At 72.5% G+C, this 20,749-nt stretch carries 14 protein-coding genes and 1 tRNA gene; 8 read left to right on the forward strand and 7 right to left on the reverse strand.

From position 1 onward, the window contains the following. Positions 1 to 52 precede the first annotated feature (52 nt). From ACFY6S_RS11255 to ACFY6S_RS11285, 7 genes are all read right to left on the reverse strand, one after another. Positions 53 to 757 (reverse strand): hypothetical protein, encoded by a 705-nt coding sequence (locus ACFY6S_RS11255; RefSeq protein ID WP_388825611.1) that lies wholly within the window; start codon positions 755 to 757, stop codon positions 53 to 55. Further along, positions 754 to 1,182: an acyl-CoA thioesterase gene (locus ACFY6S_RS11260; RefSeq protein WP_388825608.1), complete on the reverse strand. Its 429-nt coding sequence runs from the start codon at positions 1,180 to 1,182 to the stop codon at positions 754 to 756. Before ACFY6S_RS11260 ends, ACFY6S_RS11255 begins: the two co-directional genes overlap by 4 nt. A 5-nt stretch (positions 1,183 to 1,187) precedes the next feature. Beyond that, positions 1,188 to 2,852, reverse strand: coding sequence for an energy-dependent translational throttle protein EttA (gene ettA / locus ACFY6S_RS11265; RefSeq protein WP_388825605.1), 1,665 nt, complete (start codon positions 2,850 to 2,852; stop codon positions 1,188 to 1,190). Positions 2,853 to 3,162: 310 nt separating this feature from the next. Further along, positions 3,163 to 4,611: an LAETG motif-containing sortase-dependent surface protein gene (locus ACFY6S_RS11270; protein WP_388825602.1), complete on the reverse strand. Its 1,449-nt coding sequence runs from the start codon at positions 4,609 to 4,611 to the stop codon at positions 3,163 to 3,165. Between the two features lie 224 nt (positions 4,612 to 4,835). Beyond that, the gene (locus ACFY6S_RS11275; protein ID WP_388825599.1) at positions 4,836 to 5,570 is read right to left on the reverse strand and encodes a single-stranded DNA-binding protein; all 735 of its coding nucleotides are present in this window, start codon (positions 5,568 to 5,570) and stop codon (positions 4,836 to 4,838) included. A 189-nt stretch (positions 5,571 to 5,759) separates the two neighbouring features. Then, entirely contained in the window at positions 5,760 to 7,688 is a 1,929-nt protein-coding gene (locus ACFY6S_RS11280) for a GTPase (RefSeq protein ID WP_388825596.1), read from the reverse strand. Between the two features lie 506 nt (positions 7,689 to 8,194). Further along, a complete protein-coding gene (locus ACFY6S_RS11285; RefSeq protein WP_388825839.1) occupies positions 8,195 to 9,793 on the reverse strand; it encodes a dynamin family protein in 1,599 nt (532 codons plus the stop codon). 311 nt (positions 9,794 to 10,104) lie between these two features. On the opposite strand from ACFY6S_RS11285, the gene ACFY6S_RS11290 reads away from it, so the two are divergent. The 8 genes from ACFY6S_RS11290 to ACFY6S_RS11325 all read left to right on the forward strand — a co-directional run bounded on the left by ACFY6S_RS11290 (position 10,105) and on the right by ACFY6S_RS11325 (position 20,583). Beyond that, positions 10,105 to 10,177 (forward strand) — tRNA-Arg (locus ACFY6S_RS11290). 390 nt (positions 10,178 to 10,567) lie between these two features. Further along, positions 10,568 to 11,857: an ABC transporter substrate-binding protein gene (locus ACFY6S_RS11295; protein WP_388825593.1), complete on the forward strand. Its 1,290-nt coding sequence runs from the start codon at positions 10,568 to 10,570 to the stop codon at positions 11,855 to 11,857. Positions 11,858 to 11,888: 31 nt separating this feature from the next. Continuing rightward, positions 11,889 to 12,833 (forward strand): carbohydrate ABC transporter permease, encoded by a 945-nt coding sequence (locus tag ACFY6S_RS11300; protein ID WP_388825590.1) that lies wholly within the window; start codon positions 11,889 to 11,891, stop codon positions 12,831 to 12,833. A gap of 105 nt (positions 12,834 to 12,938) precedes the next feature. After that, the gene (locus tag ACFY6S_RS11305; RefSeq protein WP_388825587.1) at positions 12,939 to 13,766 is read left to right on the forward strand and encodes a carbohydrate ABC transporter permease; all 828 of its coding nucleotides are present in this window, start codon (positions 12,939 to 12,941) and stop codon (positions 13,764 to 13,766) included. A 71-nt stretch (positions 13,767 to 13,837) separates the two neighbouring features. After that, positions 13,838 to 14,839 carry a LacI family DNA-binding transcriptional regulator gene (locus ACFY6S_RS11310; protein ID WP_388825836.1) on the forward strand — a complete coding sequence of 334 codons (1,002 nt, stop codon included), beginning with the start codon at positions 13,838 to 13,840 and terminating at the stop codon, positions 14,837 to 14,839. 66 nt (positions 14,840 to 14,905) lie between these two features. Then, positions 14,906 to 16,840 carry a cellulase family glycosylhydrolase gene (locus ACFY6S_RS11315; RefSeq protein ID WP_388825584.1) on the forward strand — a complete coding sequence of 645 codons (1,935 nt, stop codon included), beginning with the start codon at positions 14,906 to 14,908 and terminating at the stop codon, positions 16,838 to 16,840. Positions 16,841 to 16,924: 84 nt separating this feature from the next. Then, complete coding sequence (locus tag ACFY6S_RS11320; protein ID WP_388825581.1) at positions 16,925 to 19,300, forward strand: glycoside hydrolase family 3 N-terminal domain-containing protein; 2,376 nt, start codon at positions 16,925 to 16,927, stop codon at positions 19,298 to 19,300. 320 nt (positions 19,301 to 19,620) lie between these two features. After that, the gene (locus ACFY6S_RS11325) at positions 19,621 to 20,583 is read left to right on the forward strand and encodes a hypothetical protein (protein WP_388825578.1); all 963 of its coding nucleotides are present in this window, start codon (positions 19,621 to 19,623) and stop codon (positions 20,581 to 20,583) included. The last annotated feature ends 166 nt before the right edge of the window (positions 20,584 to 20,749 follow it).

Consider the following 20,749-nt stretch of genomic DNA (forward strand, 5'->3'; position numbering starts at 1 on the left):
CGCCCGGACCGTCCCCGGCGGCGGCCGGGGACGGTCCGGGCGGGCGCCGGGCTCAGGCCGGGGTGACGGTGAGCCCGCCGAGCCCGGCGCGGCGTACCGCGATCGAGCCGTACGGGGTACGCAGCCGCAGCCAGCCGCCGCACTCCAGCAGCGCCAGCGGTTCCTCGGGCGGCGCGGCGCCGGCCGGCACACCGGCCCGTACGGGCCGCAGGAATCCCAGCGACTGGGCCGCGTGCACGGCGCGCAGCGGCAGACCGGTGTCGCCCAGGGTCCGTGACCAGATCTCGCGGCCGATCCGGTCGCGCTCGGCCCGGGTCCTGGTCTCCGGTGTCAGCCGCTCGTCGCGGGCCCGGAACTCGGCGACGGCGGCGGCCAGCGCACCGCGTACCGTCTCCTCGTCCGGCAGCCCGGCCCGCTGCCGCCAGCCGCCGCGCGGCGGCAGCACCCCGGCCCACGGGGGGCCGGTGACGGCGTCGGGTACGACGGCGCTGCCCGCCGGTTCGTCGAGGGATTCGAGGAGTTCCCCGGCGGAGACCGTGATGTCCAGGCGGAGCGGCCCGGGCGCGGCGAGCCGGGCCGTGCGGATGGCCAGCACCTCGAAGGACGCGGGCCGGCCGAAGACGGCGAGCGCGCCGTCGCCCGCCTGGAGCCGGACCGCGGCGGCACGGTCGTAGTGGATCAGCCGGGCGAGGAAGGCGCCGAGGTCGGCGGCCTCCCTCGCGTCGGCGAACTCCAGTGACTGCATGGGCGCCGTCATGCCGCGACAGCACCCGTTTCGTCGTCCATGTAGTGCAGGAGGTAGGACTTCTCCTCGGCCGTGATCCGCCGGGGCCTGGCCGCCTCCAGGTCGTACGGCACGACGACGGTCGAGGCCCGCACGTACACCTGGTCCCCGTCCTTGATCTCGTACGCGATCGTCAGCGACGCCGCGTTGATCTTCGTCACCCAGCTCTCGATGACCACCGGCTCGTGCCGGTGGACCAGCGGCAGCTTGTAGTCGATCTCGTGCCGGGCGATCACGGAGCCGCCGGAGAAGGACGGCGAGCCGTCCCCCGGCGCCAGCCGGAACATGAAGTCGATGCGGGCCTCTTCGAGGTAGCTGATGAAGACCGCGTTGTTGACGTGCCCGAAGGCGTCCATGTCCGACCAGCGCAGCGGGCAGCTGTAGGTATGACGGGCCATCCGACTCAGCCTCGCGTGAGCTTCTTGTAGGTGGCACGGTGCGGGCGGGCGGCGTCGGCGCCGAGCCGCTCGACCTTGTTCTTCTCGTACGAGTCGTAGTTGCCCTCGAACCAGAACCACCGGGAGTCGCCCTCGTACGCCAGGATGTGCGTGGCGACGCGGTCGAGGAACCACCGGTCGTGGGAGACGACCACGGCCGCGCCCGGGAACTCCAGCAGCGCGTTCTCCAGCGACGACAGGGTCTCGACGTCGAGGTCGTTGGTCGGCTCGTCGAGGAGCAGCAGGTTGCCGCCCTGCTTGAGGGTCAGCGCCAGGTTGAGGCGGTTGCGCTCACCGCCGGAGAGCACTCCGGCCGGCTTCTGCTGGTCCGGGCCCTTGAAGCCGAAGGCGGAGACGTAGGCGCGCGAGGGCATCTCGACCTGGCCGACGTTGATGTAGTCCAGCTCGTCGGAGACGACGGCCCACAGCGACTTCTTCGGGTCGATGTTGCCGCGGCCCTGGTCGACGTAGCTGATCTTGACGGTGTCGCCGACCTTGATGGTGCCGGAGTCCGGCTCCTCGAAGCCCTGGATCATCTTGAACAGGGTCGTCTTGCCGGCGCCGTTCGGGCCGATGACGCCGACGATGCCGTTGCGCGGCAGCGAGAACGACAGGTCGTCGATGAGGACCTTGTCGCCGAACGCCTTGGACAGGTGCTCCACCTCGACGACGACACTGCCGAGCCGGGGGCCCGGCGGGATCTGGATCTCCTCGAAGTCCAGCTTCCGCATCTTGTCGGCCTCGGCGGCCATCTCCTCGTAACGGGCGAGCCTGGCCTTGGACTTGGCCTGGCGCCCCTTCGCGTTGGAGCGGACCCATTCCAGCTCGTCCTTGAGCCTCTTGGCCCGCTTGACGTCCTTCTGGCCCTCGACCTTGAGGCGGGTCTGCTTGGTCTCCAGGTACTTGGAGTAGTTGCCCTCGTAGCCGTGGAGACGGCCGCGGTCGACCTCGCAGATCCATCCGGCGACGTTGTCGAGGAAGTACCGGTCGTGGGTGACGGCGACGATGGTGCCGGGGTACTTGGCGAGGTGCTGCTCCAGCCACTGCACGGACTCGGCGTCCAGGTGGTTGGTGGGCTCGTCGAGGAGCAGCAGGTCGGGCGCTTCGAGGAGGAGCTTGCACAGGGCCACGCGGCGGCGCTCACCACCGGAGAGGTTGGTGACGGGCCAGTCGCCGGGGGGGCAGCCGAGCGCGTCCATGGCCTGTTCGAGCTGGGTGTCCAGGTCCCACGCGTTGGCGTGGTCGAGGTCCTCCTGGAGCTTGCCCATCTCCTCCATGAGGGCGTCCGAGTAGTCGGTCGCCATCAGCTCGGCCACTTCGTTGAAGCGGTTGAGCTTGCCCATCAGCTCGGCGGCGCCGTCCTGGACGTTCTGGAGCACCGTCTTGGACTCGTCGAGCTCCGGCTCCTGGAGGAGCATGCCGACGGTGTAGCCCGGGGAGAGGAACGCGTCACCGTTGGACGGCTGCTCCAGACCGGCCATGATCTTCAGGATGGTGGACTTTCCCGCGCCGTTGGGTCCCACCACACCGATCTTCGCGCCCGGCAAGAAGCTCTGCGTCACGTCATCGAGGATGACCTTGTCGCCGTGCGCCTTACGCGCCTTGCGCATCGTGTAGATGTACTCAGCCAAGAGAAACCGTCCGGCAATCGAGAAGGGCCAATGTGCGGCTCCGCCGCGTGAGGGCAGATACACCCCATCTTGCCTGACGTCCATCCCTCGATGGAAACCAGCGAGGGGCCGCGGCCTGCTCCGGGTGGGCGGCGGGGGCGTTTCCCGGCCGCTTGGTGTCCCGCCGCCGGTCGTCCGGGACGCGGCGGGGCCCCCGGTGCGTCGATGCGCTCCGGGGGCCCTGCCTGCACCGGGTCACTGGGCGCGGTGCCTCACTGACTCTGTGTCCGTGGTTTCCGTGGTGTCCGTGGGCCGTTCGCGGGCCGCGGGATCACTCTCCGGCGGCCGAATTCTTCTTCCTGCGGAGGAGGAAGACGGCGCCGCCGCCGAGGACGACGAGGGCGATGGCGACGCCCGCGATGACCGGGGTGGCGCTGGAGGAGCCGGTCTCGGCCAGGTCACCCGTGACCGTTCCGCCGTCGGCGTCGGCGCTTTCGACGGAACCCTGCGCGGAACCGCCGGCCGAGGCCGGGAGGGGCTGGGAGGACTCCTGCTGGGTGACGACCTCGGTGGTGCCCGTCGTCTCGCAGTCCAGGACGCCGCTGAACGTCCGCGAGAACCCGTCCGGGCCGGTGACGGTGAGGCTGTACGCCTCGTCCTCGGCGACCGGGACGGTCACGGTCGTGGACCCGCCGGGCACGACGGAGTGCTGGGTGCCGGCCAGTTCGAAGGTGAACACCTGGTCGCCCTGGTTGGTCGCGGTGATGTCGACGCCGCCCTCGGCGCAGTTCTTCCGCGCGGTGGCCGAGGGGATCGGGCCCTGCTCGGCCCAGTTGGCGGTGGCCGTGGCGGAGACGGTGGAGTCGCTGGAGCCGGCCAGGATCTGCGTCTGGCTCTTGGTCACACCGGCGAAGGCGCGGCCGACCGGCACCGAGGTGGTGGCCTGCACACCGAGCGTGGCGCTGCCGTCTGCGGTGTCGGTCGGCACGTCGAAGTACAGCTCCGTGCCGTCGACGGCCGTGGTGACCGGCTCGCCGTCCTTGTCCGTGATCCCGATGCCGCTGGCCGCGGCGTCGGCGGGCGGGGTCACGGCCACGCCGGTGGCGTCCGTACGGACCGTGACGGGACCGAGCCGCTCGCCCGGCTTGCCGGAGACCGCGGCGGGCTCCAGGGTGAGCGAGGCCCTGGGCTCGGCGGAGTTCTGCGCGCTCTTCTCCAGCCAGTCGGCGAGCTTCTCGGCGGCGGCGTCGCTCGCGTCGACGTCCGCGCCGTCCGAGTAGCGCCAGATCGCCACCTGGGTGCCGGCCGCGGCCGTCCTCTCGGTGAGCGGTCCGGTGCCCGCGCTCTTGGCCAGGGCCGCGAGGTCGTCTATCTGCGGGTAGGAGTGCTGAAGGATCCACCGGATCCGGCCGGCGTTCTTGTTGACGCCGAGCGAGGTCTGGTCCCAGGGCGTCTCCAGGTACTTGGCCTGGTCCTGCGTCGGGTTGTGGATGTCGATGCAGTACGTCTTGAGCTTGCCGCCGCCGTCGACGGTCATCTCGAACAGCCCGGCGTCCAGCTGCTGGTCCTTGCCGTCCGCGTGGAGCACGGCGCCGTCGAAGGTCTTCAGCCCGTCGAGGGTGGCCGCGGCGCCCCCCGCGTGGAGCGGCGCCTCGTCGGCCGCGGCGGAGCCGGCGCCCGTCAGCGATCCCGCCGCCATCAGGCCGGAGACGAGAACCGCGGCGACGAGACGGGCGGCGCCTCGCTTCCGTACGGATGACGCAGATATCGCAGAAAACACAGAATTCCCCTTCGGGCGAGGTCTCTCGCGTGCGAACGCGTGGGGGGTGGGCCTCGCCAGCAGACTCAAGTGCCCCGTGAGTACTCGCGAATCCTATGGACGGGAAGAAGCGCAGATCGCCGCCCATACGCCCGGATAACCGTTCCGAATCGCAATCGTTATCGATCTCCTGACAGCGTCCCGGAACAGCGCCACGAATATCGATAAATCTCCACAACTCCCTCTCAGGCGGGGCCGGTCGGCGCTCCGCCGGCGGCGAGCACCCCGGTCGGCACGGGACCGGGAGGCCCGCCGGGGACGGGCTCGGGGGAAGCGTCGGACGGCAGTCCGAACGGCAGGACGGACACCCTGTCCGAGGAAGCCCTGTCCGAGGAGGCCCTGTCCGAGGAGGCCCTGTCCGAGGAGGCCCTGTCCGAGGAGACGTCCCAAGAGGCATCCGAAGACGATGCCGAAGAGGCGGCCGCGAACGTGTCCGGGGGCGTACCCGGCGGCTCGTCCGGCAGCCCGTCCGAGGGCTCCGGGCCGGGAGCCCCGGCCGCCCGGGCCGCCCCCTGGCCCCGTGTCACCGCGTCATGACCCTGTGTCAGAGCAGCGGGTTTCCTGGTCGCGCGCCTGAACGCCGAAGTCCCGCGCGTCAGATCGTGTCCGACCGCCACCGCGTCGATGTCCACCGACGTCCAGCGCCGGCCGTCCTTCTCCTCCTCCCGCACCCGCAGCCGGCCGTGCACCACCAGCGGCTCACCGACCGCCACCGAGGCCGCCAGATTCGCCCCCAGCGTCCGCCACGCCCACACCGTGTAGAAGCTCGTCGGCCCGTCGCCCCAGTCCCCGCGCCGCCGGTCCCAGCGGCGCGGGGACACCGCGAACCTGAACCGCGCCACCCCGCCCGTGGCCGACTCCCGGAATTCCACCCCCGTGGCGACATTCCCCACCACCGTTACCACCGTGTCGTTCATCATCGCGCCTTCCGTCCGGCCCCATCGGCGGAACCCCTGGCGGGTCCCATGCCCCCCTTCCACGAGGGCTTCCACGGGTGCTTCCACGGGAGATCCCGGGTCGATCCCATGGCCGATCCACGACTCATGCTGGACCGGACGGAAAGAATGCGCCGACGCCTGTGAATTACCCGTCGGTTGTGGATATCCCGGTCACCCGACCGAGTGGGAAACCGTCACGTACTGCTCGCGCACTTCCCGGTAGCGCATCAGTTCCGCCGAGATCGGGTCGAGCACCCGCGCCCGTCCGCAACCCGCCGCCGCCTCGCGCAACCGCCGCTCGGCGTCCTGTCCGTACCGCCGTGCGGGCCCCTTGGCGGCGGCCCCGCAGGCCCACTCCACGAACGGCCCGCCGACAATTCCCGCGAGCATCACGAGTACGGGCGGGAGCAGCCCCGGTTCCAGGACGCCGACGATCTGCCCCACCAGCCACAGAGCGCCGAAGAATTGGAGAACCGTCATGGCCGCCTGCGCCAGCACGGCGGCGGGCCACCAGGCGGGGCGCGGTGGCCTGCCGCTCGGACCGGCCGTGACCGCCAGCTCGTCCAGCGCCTCGGGAAGCCCCTCAGCGCCCCGTACGGCCGCCTCGCGCACCGCGTGCGCCCAGGGCGCGGGCAGCCCGGCGGACGCCTCCTCCACCACCGTGCGCACGGCCTGCTCGACGCGCTGGCGCGCCGTCATCTCCTCCTCGACGACCGCCGGGGCGCGCGGGGGCTCGCAGCCGGGCGTGCGCTTGCTCTCGTACCAGCGCCACAGCCGCAGCCAGGGCGTTCCGCACGCGCGCCCGGCGTTCCTGCGCCACCCCCGCTCCGCCGCCTCCCCCGCCGCCACCGCGCCGACCGCCCACGCCAGCCGGTCCGCGAACTGCTCGCGGGCGCGCTCCCCGAGCCCCGCGCGCCCCTCAGCGACGTAGGCGGACCGCAACCGCAGGGCCGCGCCGTCCACATCGGCCGACAGCCGCCGCGCCGGGGCGCTCCGTTCCTGCACGAAGTCGCCGAGCACCTCGCGCAGTTCGCCGACGCCCTGGCCGGTGAGGGCGGAGAGCGCGAGCACCGTGGCGCCGGGCTCGCCGTGCTCGCCGAGGGCCATGCCGTCCTCGTCCAGCAGCCGCCGCAGGTCGTCGAGCACCTGGTCGGCGGCGTCGCCGGGGAGCCGGTCCACCTGGTTGAGCACCACGAAGGTGACCTCCGCGTGCCCCGCCAGCGGGCGCAGATAGCGCTCGTGCAGGGCGGCGTCCGCGTACTTCTCGGGGTCGACGACCCAGATGACGGCGTCCACGAGCGCGAGCACGCGGTCCACCTGCTCCCGGTGGCGGACCAGCGCCGAGTCGTGGTCGGGCAGATCCACCAGGACCAGACCGTGCAGTTCCTCGTCGCCGTCGCCCCCGGCCAGCGGCCTGCGCCGCAGCCGTCCCGGAATGGCGAGCCGGTCGAGCAGCCCCGCCGCGCCGTCCGACCACATGCAGGCGATGGGGGCGGAGGTGGTGGGCCTGCGCAGTCCGGTCTCCGAGATCGGTACCCCGGCGAGCGCGTTGAACAGCGTCGACTTGCCGCTGCCGGTCGCGCCCGCGATCGCGACGACGGTGTGGCGCGAGGAGAGCCGCTGCCGGGCGGACGCCTCGTCCAGCACCCGGCCCGCCTCGGCGAGTACGTCTCCCTCGACCCGGGTCCTGGACAGTCCGACCAGTTCGCCGAGAGCGTCCAGCCGCACCCGCAGCGCGCCGCCGTACGCGCCCCCGATGGGCGTGTGCGCCCCGCTTCCGTCGACGACCGGGCCGGGTCGCGCTCCCGGGGAGCCGTCCGGGGCGCCGGTGAGGCCGTCCACGCCGTCGGGGCGGCCACCGGCGGCCGTGGACGCCCCCGTGGCGCCCGCGAGGGCCAGAAGGCCGTCCAGGGCCTCCAGCGCGTCGAGGGCGGCCGCGGTGTTCCTGTCGGTGGCCCGGCGGGCGATGAGGCCGTCGTCCCAGCCACCGCGAGGAGCGGGCGGCTGGACGGTCTCCCGCCCCTCATCGGTACCGATGGCCTGCTCGGCGGCATCCCCGGACTCATCGGCCCGCTGGGCGACTTGAGGCGTATCGGTCATGCGGGCCGCGTCAGCCATGCGGGCCGCGTCAGCCATGCGGGCCGCGTCAGCCGTGCGGGCCGCGTCACTCGCGCCAGCCGCGTCACCCGTGCGAGCCACGTCGGCAACTCCAGCCGCTTCAGACACTGAAGGCACTTCAGGCACTTCAGGCGCTCGGATCACTCTGCCCACTCCAGCCATGTGCACCCCCTCAGCCGCTCTGATCCCCCCAGCCGCACAAGCCGCCGCAAACCCCTCGGCGCCTTCAGGACTCGTGGCACCCTCGGCGGCTTCCACACCCGGGTCCCGTGCCACATCAGCCGCGCCGGTCCCACTGGTCCCACCGGCCGCGCCGGCCACGTTGGTCCCGCCGCGCGCACCGCCCGCGTCAACCGCACCGTTCGTACCGCCCGCGTCGGGCGCACCGGTCGTACCGCCCGCGTCAACCGCACCGGTCGTACCGTGCGCGTCGGGCGCACCGGTCGCATCAACCGTCTCCGTCGCCTCGGTCGTCCTGGCCACGTCGGTCACCTCTCCTTCTGCAGTAGGGACAAGGCCGCGATCAACTGGGCCTGCGGCTCCGGAGTCACCTCAAGGGCGTCGAGGGGAGCGATGCGCCGGTCGCGCTCCCCGTGCAGTACGCGCTCGACATACGTGGTCACCAGTTCGCCGCCCCGGTCACGCAGCCGCAGCGCGCTCTGCGCCCCGATCCGCTCCGCGAGCCGCTCTCCCGCGAGCCGGGCGCGCCCGCCGCCGAGCAGGGAGGCCGCGAGGAGCGCGGCCACGGCCTCCGGCTCGGGGGCGGCGCTCCGTTCGAGCTGCCGCACCTCCTCCTCGGCCAGCTCCTCCAGGACGCGGCGCCAGCGGCGCACCGCCATCCCGATCCGTTCCGTCGCCTCCCCGTCCGGGGCGGGTACGGGCAGCGCCCCGGCCGCCGGCTCGCGCTGCCAGGTCTCCTCGATCCGCTCGTCGGCGGCGGCCACCGCGCACTGGAGCAGCGCGCCCAGGCTCTCCACCAGCGAGTCCAGCAGCTCCCGGGCCGAGCTGTCGCGCGGATAGCCGCGCCATCTGGTCCGCGCGTCGCCGGCGAGGACCGCGCCCCGCTGGAGCTGGCGGCGCACCCGCTCGCCCTCGGCCGCGTACGCGTCCTCCACCGCGCCCGTCAGCCGTACGGCCGCGGCGTACTGCGCGGCCACCGCCCCCGCCAGCTCCGGCATCCGCGCGTTCAGCGAGTCGACCACCCCGGCGGCCGTACGCACCAGGGCCTGCTGCCGGGCGGCGGGATCGCGCACCCGGTGGGAGAGCCAGCCGAGCAGCGGGGCGACGGCCGTGGTGGGCAGCAGCCCGCGCCCGCCGCCGGCCGACTCGGGCAGCTCGGGGATGGTGAACCTCGGTACGTCGCCGAGGCCGGCCCGCGTGAGCAGCGCCCCGTACTGCCGGGACACCTCGTCGATCACCTGGTGGGGCACCCGGTCGAGCACGGTCACCAGCGACGCGTCGTACTCCTTCGCGGTACGGAGCAGATGCCACGGCACGGCGTCCGCGTACCGCGAGGCGGTGGTGACCATCACCCACACGTCGGCCGCGCAGATCAACTCGGCGGCCAGCAGCCGGTTCTCCACCACGAGCGAGTCGATGTCGGGCGCGTCGAGCAGTGCCAGGCCCCGGGGCAGCGTCGCGGCGGTGTCGATGCGCAGCGCGTCGCGCTCCAGTGGCTCCGTACCGTCGCCGTCCGACGCCGGGTCGTCCTCCTGGTGCGGCAGCCAGACGCGGGTGAGGTCCGGCAGGACCCGCGTTCCGGCGAACCAGTGGTGATCATCGGGGTGGCACACCAGCACGGGGGTACGCGTGGTGGGACGCAGCACCCCGGCCTCGCTGACCCGCCGTCCCACAAGGGAGTTGACCAGCGTGGACTTCCCGGCTCCGGTGGACCCGCCCACCACCACGAGCAGCGGCGCTTCGGGGTCCCGGAGCCTCGGCAGCAGATAGTCGTCCAGCTGCGCCAGCAGCTCGGCCCGTGACTGCCGGGCCCGTGGCGCTCCCGCGAGGGGCAGCGGAAGACGCACGGCGGCGACATGGTCGCGCAGTGCGGAGAGCGCGTCGATCAGCTGGGGCCGTACATCCAAGGTCACCACATGTGAAGAATGCCCAACTTTGGAGTCTTTTTGAAGCGTATAGACCCCTCTGCGCGCCGATTACGCTTCGGGACAGACAGGACGAGTGGGGCACAGGCATAACGAGTGCACAACACCCGGTGCGTCGGAGGCGAAAAGCGATGCGTGAATCCCACCTGCCTGCGATTATCGGTTCGCTTCACTGAACCTCCACAACGTGCCACGCACGTGAAGCAACCGGGGCAGGGTGCTCGGAGCCCTATCCTTGTCCCGGCAAGGTCACGGAACCCTCTGCGGGCTCCGTGGCACCGAGGCCACCACCGGCCCCCGTAGCTCAGTGGATAGAGCAGGTGCCTTCTAAGCACTTGGCCGCAGGTTCGAGTCCTGCCGGGGGCGCTTTCTACGCGCGTGCACAGCCCTCCCCACGGGAGGGCTTTCGCGCGAGGTCAAGGCACGTTAGCGAAGGCGACGTAGCGACCGCGTAAGGACGCCCGCCGGGCCGACCACCGCACGACCGCGCACCCCGCACCGCCCGCCGGGCCGACCACCGCACGACAGCGCACCCCGCACCGCCCGCCGCCGCACCGCTCGCCGCCTCCGCCCGGCACCCCCGTACCGCCGGCCCGCCGCGACCACAGGGCCGCCCATTCACCCCATTTGCCGGGATTTTCGGCATGCGCAACAGGGGGTTGACCATTCACGGAAGTGCCCCTACTTTTCTCGCAACCCGCTGGTACATCGATTAACCATCACTGGTTGACGTCCTCTGGTTGGAGACATCCCGCTGTGCGCTCATCCCTGAGTCGGCGTGGCTTCCTCGCCGCAGGTTCCGGCATCGCCGCCGCCACCGCTCTCCCCGCCCTGTCCGGCTGCTCCTCCATCGCCGCGGCCGATTCCGATCCCGACACCCTGCTCGTCCACACCCAGCTCGGCACCACGGCGCCCGGTTCGGCCACCTACACCGCCGTCGTGGACCTCTTCCGGAAGGAGAATCCGGGGCTCGGGGTCAAGAACCTCGTCAACGGCGACGACCTCGCCCAGGTGTACGAGACCTCCCGGCTGGCCCGCAAAGAGCCCGACGTGGTGATGGTCAATCTCTACGACAAGACGCTGGCCTGGACCGATGTCGGAGCGACGGTCGACGTCAAGGGGTATCTCGACGACTGGGGTCTGCGGGAGCGGGTCGTGCCCGCCGCGCTGGAGGCGTGGACCGACGGGAAGGGCCGGCTGCGCGCCTTCCCGTACTTCGCCACCAACTGGCCCGTGGCCTTCAACACGACCCTGCTGGAGCGGGCCGGAGTGGGCGCTGCGCCGACCACCGGGGACGAACTCATCGGGGCGGCACGCACATTGCGCGCCAAGGGCATCGCACCCGTCACCGTCGGCGGCAACGACTGGACGGGACAGAAGCTGCTCGCCCAGATCATCCAGACCTTCCTCACCCAGGAGGAGGCCCAGCACGTCTACGCGACCGGTGACTTCGGCGGCAGGGGCGCCCGCGCGGGCATCGAGTACTTCGTCTCGCTGCGGGACGCCGGGGTCTTCGCCGACAAGGCGCAGGGACTCACCTCCGACTCGATGACCACGCAGTACAACACCCAGGCCGCCGCGATGCAGTCCGCGATGTCCTCGGCGCTCGCCAAGGTGCCCGCCGAGGTCGCCGCGCGCACCGAGGTCGGCGGCTGGCCGCTCGCGGACGGCGCGGCGCACGACAAGCCGACGATCATGCGCTCGTTCACGCTGATCGGCTTCTGGGTCAGCCCGAACGGCACCAGGAAGCTGCCCGCCGTGGAGAAGTTCCTGCGCTTCATGTACCGGCCCGAGGTGGTCTCGCGCTTCATCACCGAGAGCGGCCGGGACATGGCGCTGAGGACGGACACGGTCAGCAAGGACTTCCCGCTCGTCGCCGAGGCGCAGCGGCTCGGCGACAGCGTCGATCAGGTGCTGCTGCCCGATCTGTACGTACCCCCGGCGGCGGCGCAGCCGCTGATCACGGCGACCAGCACCGCCTTCACCCGGGGCACGAGCGCGGCCTCCGTGCGCTCCGTCCTCGAATCCGCGTACCGCGGGGCCTGAATCCCTCGCCCGAGCCTTCGGAAGTCACGCCATGACGATGCTCTCGTCCACCCCGGGGGGCACCACGGCCCACCGCACGCCCACCCGCCCGTCCCCCTCCCCCGCCGCCCGTGAGCGCCGGGACCGGGGCGGGGTCATCCTCGCCGTTCCGGCGCTGGTCTGGTACCTGGTCTTCATGGTCGGCCCGCTGGTCGCCATCTTCGTGATCGCGGCCCTGCACTGGCCCGGCATGCTCCAGCCGGTCTCCTTCGCCGGCCTCGGCAATGTCCGTACGGTCTTCGCCGACCCGGTCTTCCGGGACGCCGTGGTCAACACGGCCGTCCAACTCGTCGTCGCGGTGCCCGTGATGATCGTGGGCGCCTACATGCTGGGCTACTACGTCGCGCAGCGTCCGCCGGGCCACCGTGTGCTGCGCTATCTCCTCTTCATCCCCGGCCTGATCTCGACGCCGGCCAAGGCGATGGTGTTCTACGCGGTCCTCTCCCCCGACGGGCTGTTCAACGGGGCGCTGGAGAAGGTGGGTCTCGGCTCGCTGGCCGACGCCTGGCTGGCCTCCCCCTCCACCGCGCTGCTCTGTCTGATCGTGGTGGACGTGTGGAGCGGCATCGGCTTCACCGCGGTGCTGTTCGCCGCGCGCCTCGGCAGTGTGCCGGACGAGATCGGTGAGGCCGCGCAGCTCGACGGCGCCGGGCACTGGCGCACGATGTGGCGCGTCCACTTCCCCGTCATCCGGGACTTCGTCGGTGTCGTGACGATGCTTCAGTTCCTGTGGACACTGTTCGGCTCCGCCCAGAACGTCCTGCTGCTCACCCAGGGCGGTCCCGGCAGTTCCTCAACAACGTTGTCCTTCCTCGTCTACCAGAAGGCGTTCATCGCGGCGGACCTCGGCTACAGCCAGACCGTCGGCGTGATCCTCTTCCTGGTCGGGCTGGCCGGGCTGCTCACCATCCGCCGTGTCTTCCGCCAGAACTACTGACCGAAGCCCCGGCCGGAAGCGCCGTTCAGGAACCCCGACCGGGAGCGCCGGCCGGAAAAGCCGGCCAGAAATGCCGAACCGATCCGCAGATCCGGAGCCAGTGCCATGAAACTCGGAAAGTCCTGGCTGCCCGCGCACGTCTTCGCGTGGCTGTACGCGGTGCTGCTGGTGGTCCCCCTCTACTACCTGCTGGTCTCGGCGTTCAAGACGAACGACGAGATCTTCGGCAGCCCCTTCGCGCTGCCCTCCTCTCCCTCCTTCGGCAACTTCGGCGAGGCGTTCTCCTCCGCCGACCTGGGCCTGGCCGTCGTCAACTCGGCGCTCGTCACCGTCTTCGCCCTGGCCCTGACACTGGCGCTCGCCATTCCCGCGGCCTTCGCCATCGCCCGTGCGGACGGCCCGCTCGGCGCGCTGGTGGAGCGGGTGTTCTCGCTCGGGTTCCTGGTCCCGACGTTCGCCGCGCTCTTCCCGACGTTCCTGCTCTCCGCCGCCACGGGGCTGTTCCACACCCGCGCCTTCATGGTGCTCTTCCTCCCCGCCACGGCGATGCCGCTCTCCGTCGTGATCCTCGTGCAGTTCATGCGGACCATCCCGCGCGAGATGGAGGAGGCCGCGCGGCTCGACGGCGCGTCCACGTTCGCGGTGCTGCGGCACGTCTACACCCCGATGTGCATGCCGGGCATCGCGACCGTGCTGCTGCTGAACTTCCTGACGTTCTGGAACGAGTACCTCTACTCGCTCGTGATCATCGGACCCGATCCCGCGCAGCGCACCGTGCAGGTGGCGCTGCCCACGCTCAAGTCCCTGACGGGCACCGACTACGGAATCCTGACCGCCGGTACGGTATTGACACTGGTGCCGGTCTGGATCGTCTACACCGTGCTCCAGAAGCGGATGCAGCAGGCTCTCGTCAGCGGGGCGGTGAAGATGTGACCCAACATCCCAAGAGGGCCCCCCGGCAGCGGGACGCCCCCGCCGTCAGGGAGCGTCCCACGATCAAGGCCGTGGCCGCCGCCGCGGGAGTGTCCACCGCCGCGGTCTCCCAGACGGTCAACGGCACCGGCCGGATCGCCGAGGCCACCCGCCGCCGCGTCCTCGACGCCGCCGCCGCGCTGGGCTGGTCCCCGAGCGCGTCGGCGACCGCGCTGCGCCGGGCCCGCACCCGTACGCTCGCGCTGGTCGTCCGCCGGCCGACCGATGTGCTGGGCGCCGACCCGCACTTCAGCGAACTCATCACGGGTCTGGAGGGCGAACTCGCGCCCCGCGGCTACGGTCTGCTGCTCCATCTCGTCGCCGACATGGCGCAGGAGAGCGCGCTGTACGAACGGCTGGTCGCCGAGGGCCGGATCGACGGGGCCGTGCTGACCGACGCGCGCGCCGACGATCCGCGCCCGCCGCTGCTGCGCGCGCTCGGGCTGCCGGCCGTGCTGCTCAGCGCGCCCGACGCCACCTCGCCCGTCCCGAACGTGGGCCTCGGCCAGCAGGACGCGGGGGTGCGCGAAGCCGTCGCGCACCTGCTGGAGCTGGGGCACCGGCGGATCGCCTACGTCACCGGCCCGGCCGAGCTGACGCACACCCGGCTGCGCCGCGCCGCCTTCGAGGACGCGCTCACAGAGGCCGGGGCGCGGCCCGTCGCCGTACGCGAGACGGACTTCACCGAGGCGGCGGCGGTCGCCGCCACCGAGGAGCTGCTCGCGCTGCGCGAACGGCCCACGGCCGTCGTGTACTCCAACGACTCGATGGCCGTCTGCGGCATCGGCACCGCCCAGCGCGCCGGACTGCGGGTGCCGCGCGACCTGTCCGTCGTCGGGTACGACAACCTGCCGCTCGGCCGCTGGCTGCACCCCCGGCTGACCACCGTCGACCAGCAGGTGCAGGCCGTCGGCGCCGCCGCGGCGCGCACCCTGCTCGCCGAGTGCGGTGAGGACGTACCGGCGCCCGTGCTGGACGGCCGGCCCCGGCTGGTCGTACGGGAGACCACCGGCCCCGCGCCGGCCGCGTCCTGACCTCCCCCCCTCCCGCGCACACCCCCACCATCGCCCCGCACACCGACAGAGATCCAGAGAAAGACCATGCGACGCCACAGCGCCCAGCTCACCCATGACTCCGCCGTTCTGCCCTGGCTCGGCGCCAACTTCTGGTCCCGCACCGGCGGTCCGCTGATGTGGCGGGACTACGATCCGAAGACGGTCCGCGAGGAACTGGCCGTCCTGCGCGACCACGGCCTGACGATGACCCGGTCCTTCTTCTACTGGCCGGACTTCCACCCCGAACCGCACCGGATCGACGAGGAGCTGTGCGACCGCTTCCGCGACTTCCTCGACGCCCACACCGAGGCGGGGATGGGCACGATCCCCACCTTCATCGTCGGCCACATGTCCGGGGAGAACTGGGACCCGGCGTGGCGCGGCGGCCGGGATCTGTACGAGGACGTCTGGCTGGTCGGCCGGCAGGCGTGGTTCGTCTCGCAGATGACCCGCCGTTTCAAGGACCACCCCGCCGTCACCGGCTGGCTGATCACCAACGAGATGCCGGGGTACGGCCGTATCTACCAGGTCGACCCGCCCTCCTCCGATGTCGTCACCGCCTGGGCGCAGTTCATGTGCGACGCGGTGCGCGCCGCGGGCGGCACCCAGCCGGTGTCGCTGGGCGACGGCGCCTGGGGCATCGAGGTGACCGGCCGGGACAACGGGTTCTCGCTGCGCGACACCGCCGAGTACGTCGACTTCGTCGGGCCGCATGTGTACCGCTCGGACACGGACCGGCCGCGCCAGCACTACCGTGCGGCCTTCGAGTGCGAACTGGCCGCCGTCACCGGACAGCCGGTGGTGCTGGAGGAGTTCGGGCTCTCCACCGACACGGTCTCGGCCGCGAACGCCGGTGTCTTCTACCGGCAGACGCTCCACAACTCGCTGCTCGGCGGGGCCACCGGCTGGATCGCCTGGAACAACACGGACTACGACGACCTGTGGGAGCGCTCGCCGTACGACCACCACCCGTTCGAGATGCACTTCGGCATCACGGACAGCGCCGGTCGGCCCAAGGAGCCGCTGCGCGAGCTGGCCTCCTTCGCCGAGGTGCTGAGGCGGGTCGACTTCGCGCGCTGCCGCCGCGCCGACGCCGAAGCGGCGCTGGTGGTGCCCGCGTTCCTGGAGCGCGGCTACCCCTACAGCCGGCCCGCCGACCGCCCGTTGATCTTCACCTCGCTGCATCAGGGATACGTGGCCGCGCGCGGCGCCGACCTGCCCGTCGGGTTCGCCCGCGAGGCGGACGGGCTGCCCGCCGACGTGTCGCTGTATCTGCTGCCCGCGACCCGGCAGTTGACCACGCGCACCCGGCGCGAGCTGGAGCGGCGGGCGCGCGAGGGGGCGACGGTGTATCTGTCGTTCTGCTCGGGTGAGCACCCGGCGACGCGCGGTCCGTGGTTCCACGATCTCGACGGGCTTTTCGGGGTGGAGCTGCAACTGTCGTACGGGGTGGCCGAGCCCATCGAGGACGACGTGCTGGAGATGACGTTCGCCGAGGACTTCGGCTCCATCGCCGCGGGCGAGACGCTGCGCTTCCCGGTGGCGGGGAACGAGGACAGCCGCGCCTATCTGCCGGTCGTCCCGGACGGGGCGCGGGTCGTCGCCACCGACGCGCACGGCCGTCCGGCGCTGCTGGTGCACGAGACGGGCCGGGGCCGCACGGTCCTCGCGACCTACCCGCTGGAGCACATGGCGGCCCGCACGTCCCGGGTCAATCCGGAGCAGACGCACCGGCTGTACGCGGCGCTGGCGAGCGTCGCGGGCGTGTCGCGGCCGGTGACCGTCGACACGCCGTACGTCTCGGCGGACACGCTGGTGCGGGAGGACGGGAAGCGGTTCCTCTGGCTGGTGAGCCAGGCGGACGAGGAGCTGACCGTGCGCCCCGACGCCGACGGCGAACTGCGCGACCTGGACAGCGGGGAGCCCGTACGGGACGTGGTCGTCGCCCCGTACGGGGTGCGCGTGCTCGAACTGGGCTGACCGCGCCCACGCCGCCGCCTCTTCGTGTCCCGCTCCGTCCGCCGTTCCGTTCCGACCACCGCTCTGTCGAGGGGATCCCTTCCCATGTCCCAGCCCCGGTACCGGGATCCGGCCGCGCCCGTCGCGGACCGGGTCGGCGACCTGCTCTCCCGGATGACGCTCACGGAGAAGGTGGGCCAGGTCAACCAGCGCATGTACGGCTGGGAGGCGTACGAGCGCACGCCCTCCGGCCATCGCCTCACCGAGGCGTTCCGCGCCGAGGTCGCCGCGTACGACGGCATGGGCGCGCTCTACGGGCTCCAGCGGGCCGACCCCTGGTCGGGGGTGACGCACGGGACGGGCATCGGCGCGGCCGACGGCGCCCGGGTGTCCGACGCGGTGCAGCGGCACGTCGTGGAGAACACCCGGCTCGGTATCCCGGTCCTCATGGTGGAGGAGATGCCGCACGGCCACCAGGCGCTGGACTCCACGGTGCTGCCGGTGAACCTCGCGGTGGGCGCGACCTGGGACCCGGAGCTGTACGAGGAGGCGGCGGCGCTCGCGGCGGCCCAACTGCGGGCGCGCGGCGGGCATGTGGCGCTCGTGTCGGCACTGGACCTCGTCCGGGACCCGCGCTGGGGGCGGGCGGAGGAGTGCTTCGGCGAGGACCCGCATCTGGCGGCCCGGTTCACCGAGGCGCTGGTGCGCGGGGCGCAGGGGCCCGGCGAGGGCCCCGGGCGCGGGCCCGCCGCATACGGCGAGGACCGGGCGGCCGTGGTCCTCAAGCACTTCGCGGGCCAGGGCGCCACGGTCGGCGGGCGCAACAGCGCGGCCACCGAACTCGGCGTCCGCGAGCTGCACGAGATCCATCTGCCGGCCGCGTGGGCGGGTGTCCGGGCCGGGGCCGCGGGCGTCATGGCGGCGTACAACGAGTTCGACGGGGTGCCGTGCGCGGCCAACCGTGAGCTGCTGACCGGACTCCTCCGGGAGCGCTGGGGCTTCGAGGGGCTGGTGATGGCGGACGGTCAGGCACTCGACCGGCTGACCCGGCTCGCGGGCGATCCGGTGGCGGCAGGGGCGCTCGCGCTGGAGGCGGGGACGGATCTGAGCCTGTGGGACGACAGCTTTCCCCGGCTGGCCGAGGCCGTGCGGCGCGGGCTGGTGCCCGAGAGCGTGCTGGACCGGGCGGTCGGCCGGGTGCTCGCGCTCAAGTTCCGGCTCGGCCTGTTCGAGCGGCCGTACACCGGCGACCGGCCGGGCCCTGCCGGGCTGCGGGAGTTGAGCGAGCGGATCGCCCGCGAGTCGGTGGTGCTCCTGCGGCACGACGGGACGACGCTGCCGCTGACGGAACGCGCCGGCCGGGTCGCCGTCATCGGCCCGAACGCCGATTCCGTGCCGCAGCAGATCGGCGATTACACCGCGCCCCAGCCGCCCGGGACCGGGGTCACCGTCCTGGACGGGATCAGGGCGGCGGCGCCGGAGGGCGGCGAGGTCGGGTACGCGCGCGGCTGCGACCTCGTCGGCGGCGACCTGACCGGCGTCCCGGCGGCGGTCGCGCTGGCCGCCGCATCCGATGTGGCGGTGCTGGTGCTGGGCGGATCGAGCGCGCGGGAGTCCGGCACCCGCTTCGACTCGAACGGCGCGGCGGTGGTCAGCTCCGCCCGCCCGGTGGACATGACCTGCGGGGAGGGCGTCGACCTCGCCGAACTCCGGCTTCCCGAGGGCCAGTCGGCGCTGCTGACCGCCGTGGCGGCGACCGGGACTCCGGTCGTGGTGGTGCTGGTGCAGGGCCGTCCGCACGCCGTGCCGGAGGAACTCGCCGAGCGGGCGCGGGCGGTGCTCAGCGCCTGGTATCCGGGGCCCTGGGGCGGGCGCGCGGTCGGTGAGGTGCTCTTCGGCGCCGCCGAGCCGGTGGGGCGGCTGCCCGTCTCCGTACCGCGCTCGGCGGCGCAGCTGCCCGTGTTCTACAACGGGAAGGACCATGGGTACCGGGGGTACGCGGACCAGCCGGCCACCGCGCGGCACGCGTTCGGCCACGGCCTCTCCTACACGACGGTCGAGTACGGCACGCCCCGGCTCTCCCGGTCGTCGGTGACCGTGTCCGGATCGGGGGCCGGGGCGGGGGCCGCGTCCGGGGCGGGGGCCGCGTCCGCCGGAATCCCGGCGCTGACCTGTGTGGTGGAGGTCGCCAACACCGGTGCGCGGCCGGTGCGCGAGACGGTGCAGCTGTACGTGCGCCGTGTCGTGGGCGGCTCGTCGTGGCCGCGCGTGCGCGAGTTGCGGGGGTTCCGGCGGATCGAGCTGGCCCCCGGCGAGCGCGCGGAGGTCTCCTTCACCGTCGACACGCGCACCCTGGCGTCCGTCACCCGCTCCTTGGAACCGGCCGTGGAGCCGGGGACGTTCGAGATCGGGACCGGCCCGTCGTCGGACCGGACGCGCGGGGTACGGCTGACGGTGGAGCCGGCACAGGCAGGGGCCTGACCGGCGGGCGGTCTCTTCCCGCCGGGACGCACTCCACCTTCTTTTTCGCTCTGCGTCCATTCTTTTGACGGATCATAAGAAAGTTTTCGAGATTCGCGCCGAACCTATGGACAGCCCTCCTGGGGCGTCCTAGTGTCTCGGCCCACCGGGCAAGTGTTTCGTCGCGGTAACACCACGACCGCCCGGCAGCCCCCGTACTCCCACCTCTTTGTACGTCTCCCCCCACGGCCGGGCCCCTCGCCCGTGTCAGGCGTCGCGCGTCCACCGGAGTCCCGATCGCGCGACCCGCGCGGTCGCGGTCGCAGCTGAAGGGAAGCGATATGAAGATCCGTAGGTTCGTCGCCACCGCGTCACTGGCGTCGCTGGTGGCCTCGGGCGGCCTGGTGGCCCTCGCCGGGTCCGCGCAGGCCGCGCTCACCACCACCTGCGTGGGCGACGGCGGGGCCGTCACCGTCAACACCGACCTGGTCGTCCCGGCCGGGAAGTCGTGCACCCTGACCGGCACCAAGGTCAAGGGCACCGTGACCGTGGAGGCGGGGGCCGATCTCGTGGCCGCGGGCGCCACGTTCAACGGCGCGGTCGAGGTGGGCACCGACGCCTACCTGGACCTCACCGACACCACCGTCAAGGGCGTCCTCACCACCCGGTCCGCCTTCGGCGCCCACCTGGAGGAGAGCACCGTCAAGGGCGGCATCAGCGCCCGGCGGGGCTTCGTGTACGCGGTCGACTCGACGCTGGGCGGGAGCGTCAAGGGCGAGTCGGGCGAGCTGTACGTCTCCGGCAGCACCCTCTCCGGCTCCCTCACCGGCGAGGGGAACCAGTACACCGACGTGTACGACTCCACCGTCAAGGGCGCGCTCACCGTCAGCGGGAACACCCTCGGCGGCATCCTGTGCGCCGGTGAGGTGTACGGCGACACCGTATACAAGGACAACAAGGACACGCTCCAGCTCGGCGGCGAAGGGCTGCTCGGCTCCTGCCGGGGCGCCACCTATCTGGGTGGCGACCTCACGGTCACCGGGAACTCCGCCAACGCCGTACTGGACAACACGATCGTCCGGGGCGGGCTCACCGCCACCGGCAACACGCCCGTCCTCAAGGTCGGCGAATCGGCGCGGGTGCGCGGCACCACGACCGGGGAGACCGCCGCGGCCGGCGCGTCGTCCGCCCGTTCCGCCCGGGCGGCCGTCCAGGACCGCGGGGACGAGCTGGCCGCGAAGGCCGAGGAGCGCGCCGCCGGGGCACGGGCCGACGCGCACGCCGCGGGCGCGTCCCGCCTGTAGCGGTACGCGGCGCGCGGACCGCCCCCGTACCTCCCCCGCGTCCGTGAGCCCGTACACCCCTGAGCCCGTACGCCCCCGGGCACCTCGATGTCACGGAGCCCCGCGCTCCCCCCGGCCCCTCGGCGGGCCGCCCCCGCACCTCTTCACACCTCATTCCCCAAGGAGT

Origin of the sequence: Streptomyces sp. NPDC012835 (assembly GCF_042900885.1) — a bacterium.
In the GTDB taxonomy this organism is placed as follows: Bacteria; Actinomycetota; Actinomycetes; order Streptomycetales; family Streptomycetaceae; genus Streptomyces.

What these genes read in the sequence shown, in the direction of transcription:
- ACFY6S_RS11255 (WP_388825611.1), bottom strand. Translation starts at nt 757, where the DNA reads ATGACGGCGCCCATGCAGTCACTGGAGTTCGCCGACGCGAGGGAGGCC.
- ACFY6S_RS11300 (WP_388825590.1), top strand. Translation starts at nt 11,889, where the DNA reads ATGACGATGCTCTCGTCCACCCCGGGGGGCACCACGGCCCACCGCACG.
- ACFY6S_RS11280 (WP_388825596.1), bottom strand. Translation starts at nt 7,688, where the DNA reads ATGACCGATACGCCTCAAGTCGCCCAGCGGGCCGATGAGTCCGGGGAT.
- ACFY6S_RS11275 (WP_388825599.1), bottom strand. Translation starts at nt 5,570, where the DNA reads ATGATGAACGACACGGTGGTAACGGTGGTGGGGAATGTCGCCACGGGG.
- ACFY6S_RS11320 (WP_388825581.1), top strand. Translation starts at nt 16,925, where the DNA reads ATGTCCCAGCCCCGGTACCGGGATCCGGCCGCGCCCGTCGCGGACCGG.
- ACFY6S_RS11305 (WP_388825587.1), top strand. Translation starts at nt 12,939, where the DNA reads ATGAAACTCGGAAAGTCCTGGCTGCCCGCGCACGTCTTCGCGTGGCTG.
- ACFY6S_RS11260 (WP_388825608.1), bottom strand. Translation starts at nt 1,182, where the DNA reads ATGGCCCGTCATACCTACAGCTGCCCGCTGCGCTGGTCGGACATGGAC.
- ACFY6S_RS11315 (WP_388825584.1), top strand. Translation starts at nt 14,906, where the DNA reads ATGCGACGCCACAGCGCCCAGCTCACCCATGACTCCGCCGTTCTGCCC.
- ACFY6S_RS11325 (WP_388825578.1), top strand. Translation starts at nt 19,621, where the DNA reads ATGAAGATCCGTAGGTTCGTCGCCACCGCGTCACTGGCGTCGCTGGTG.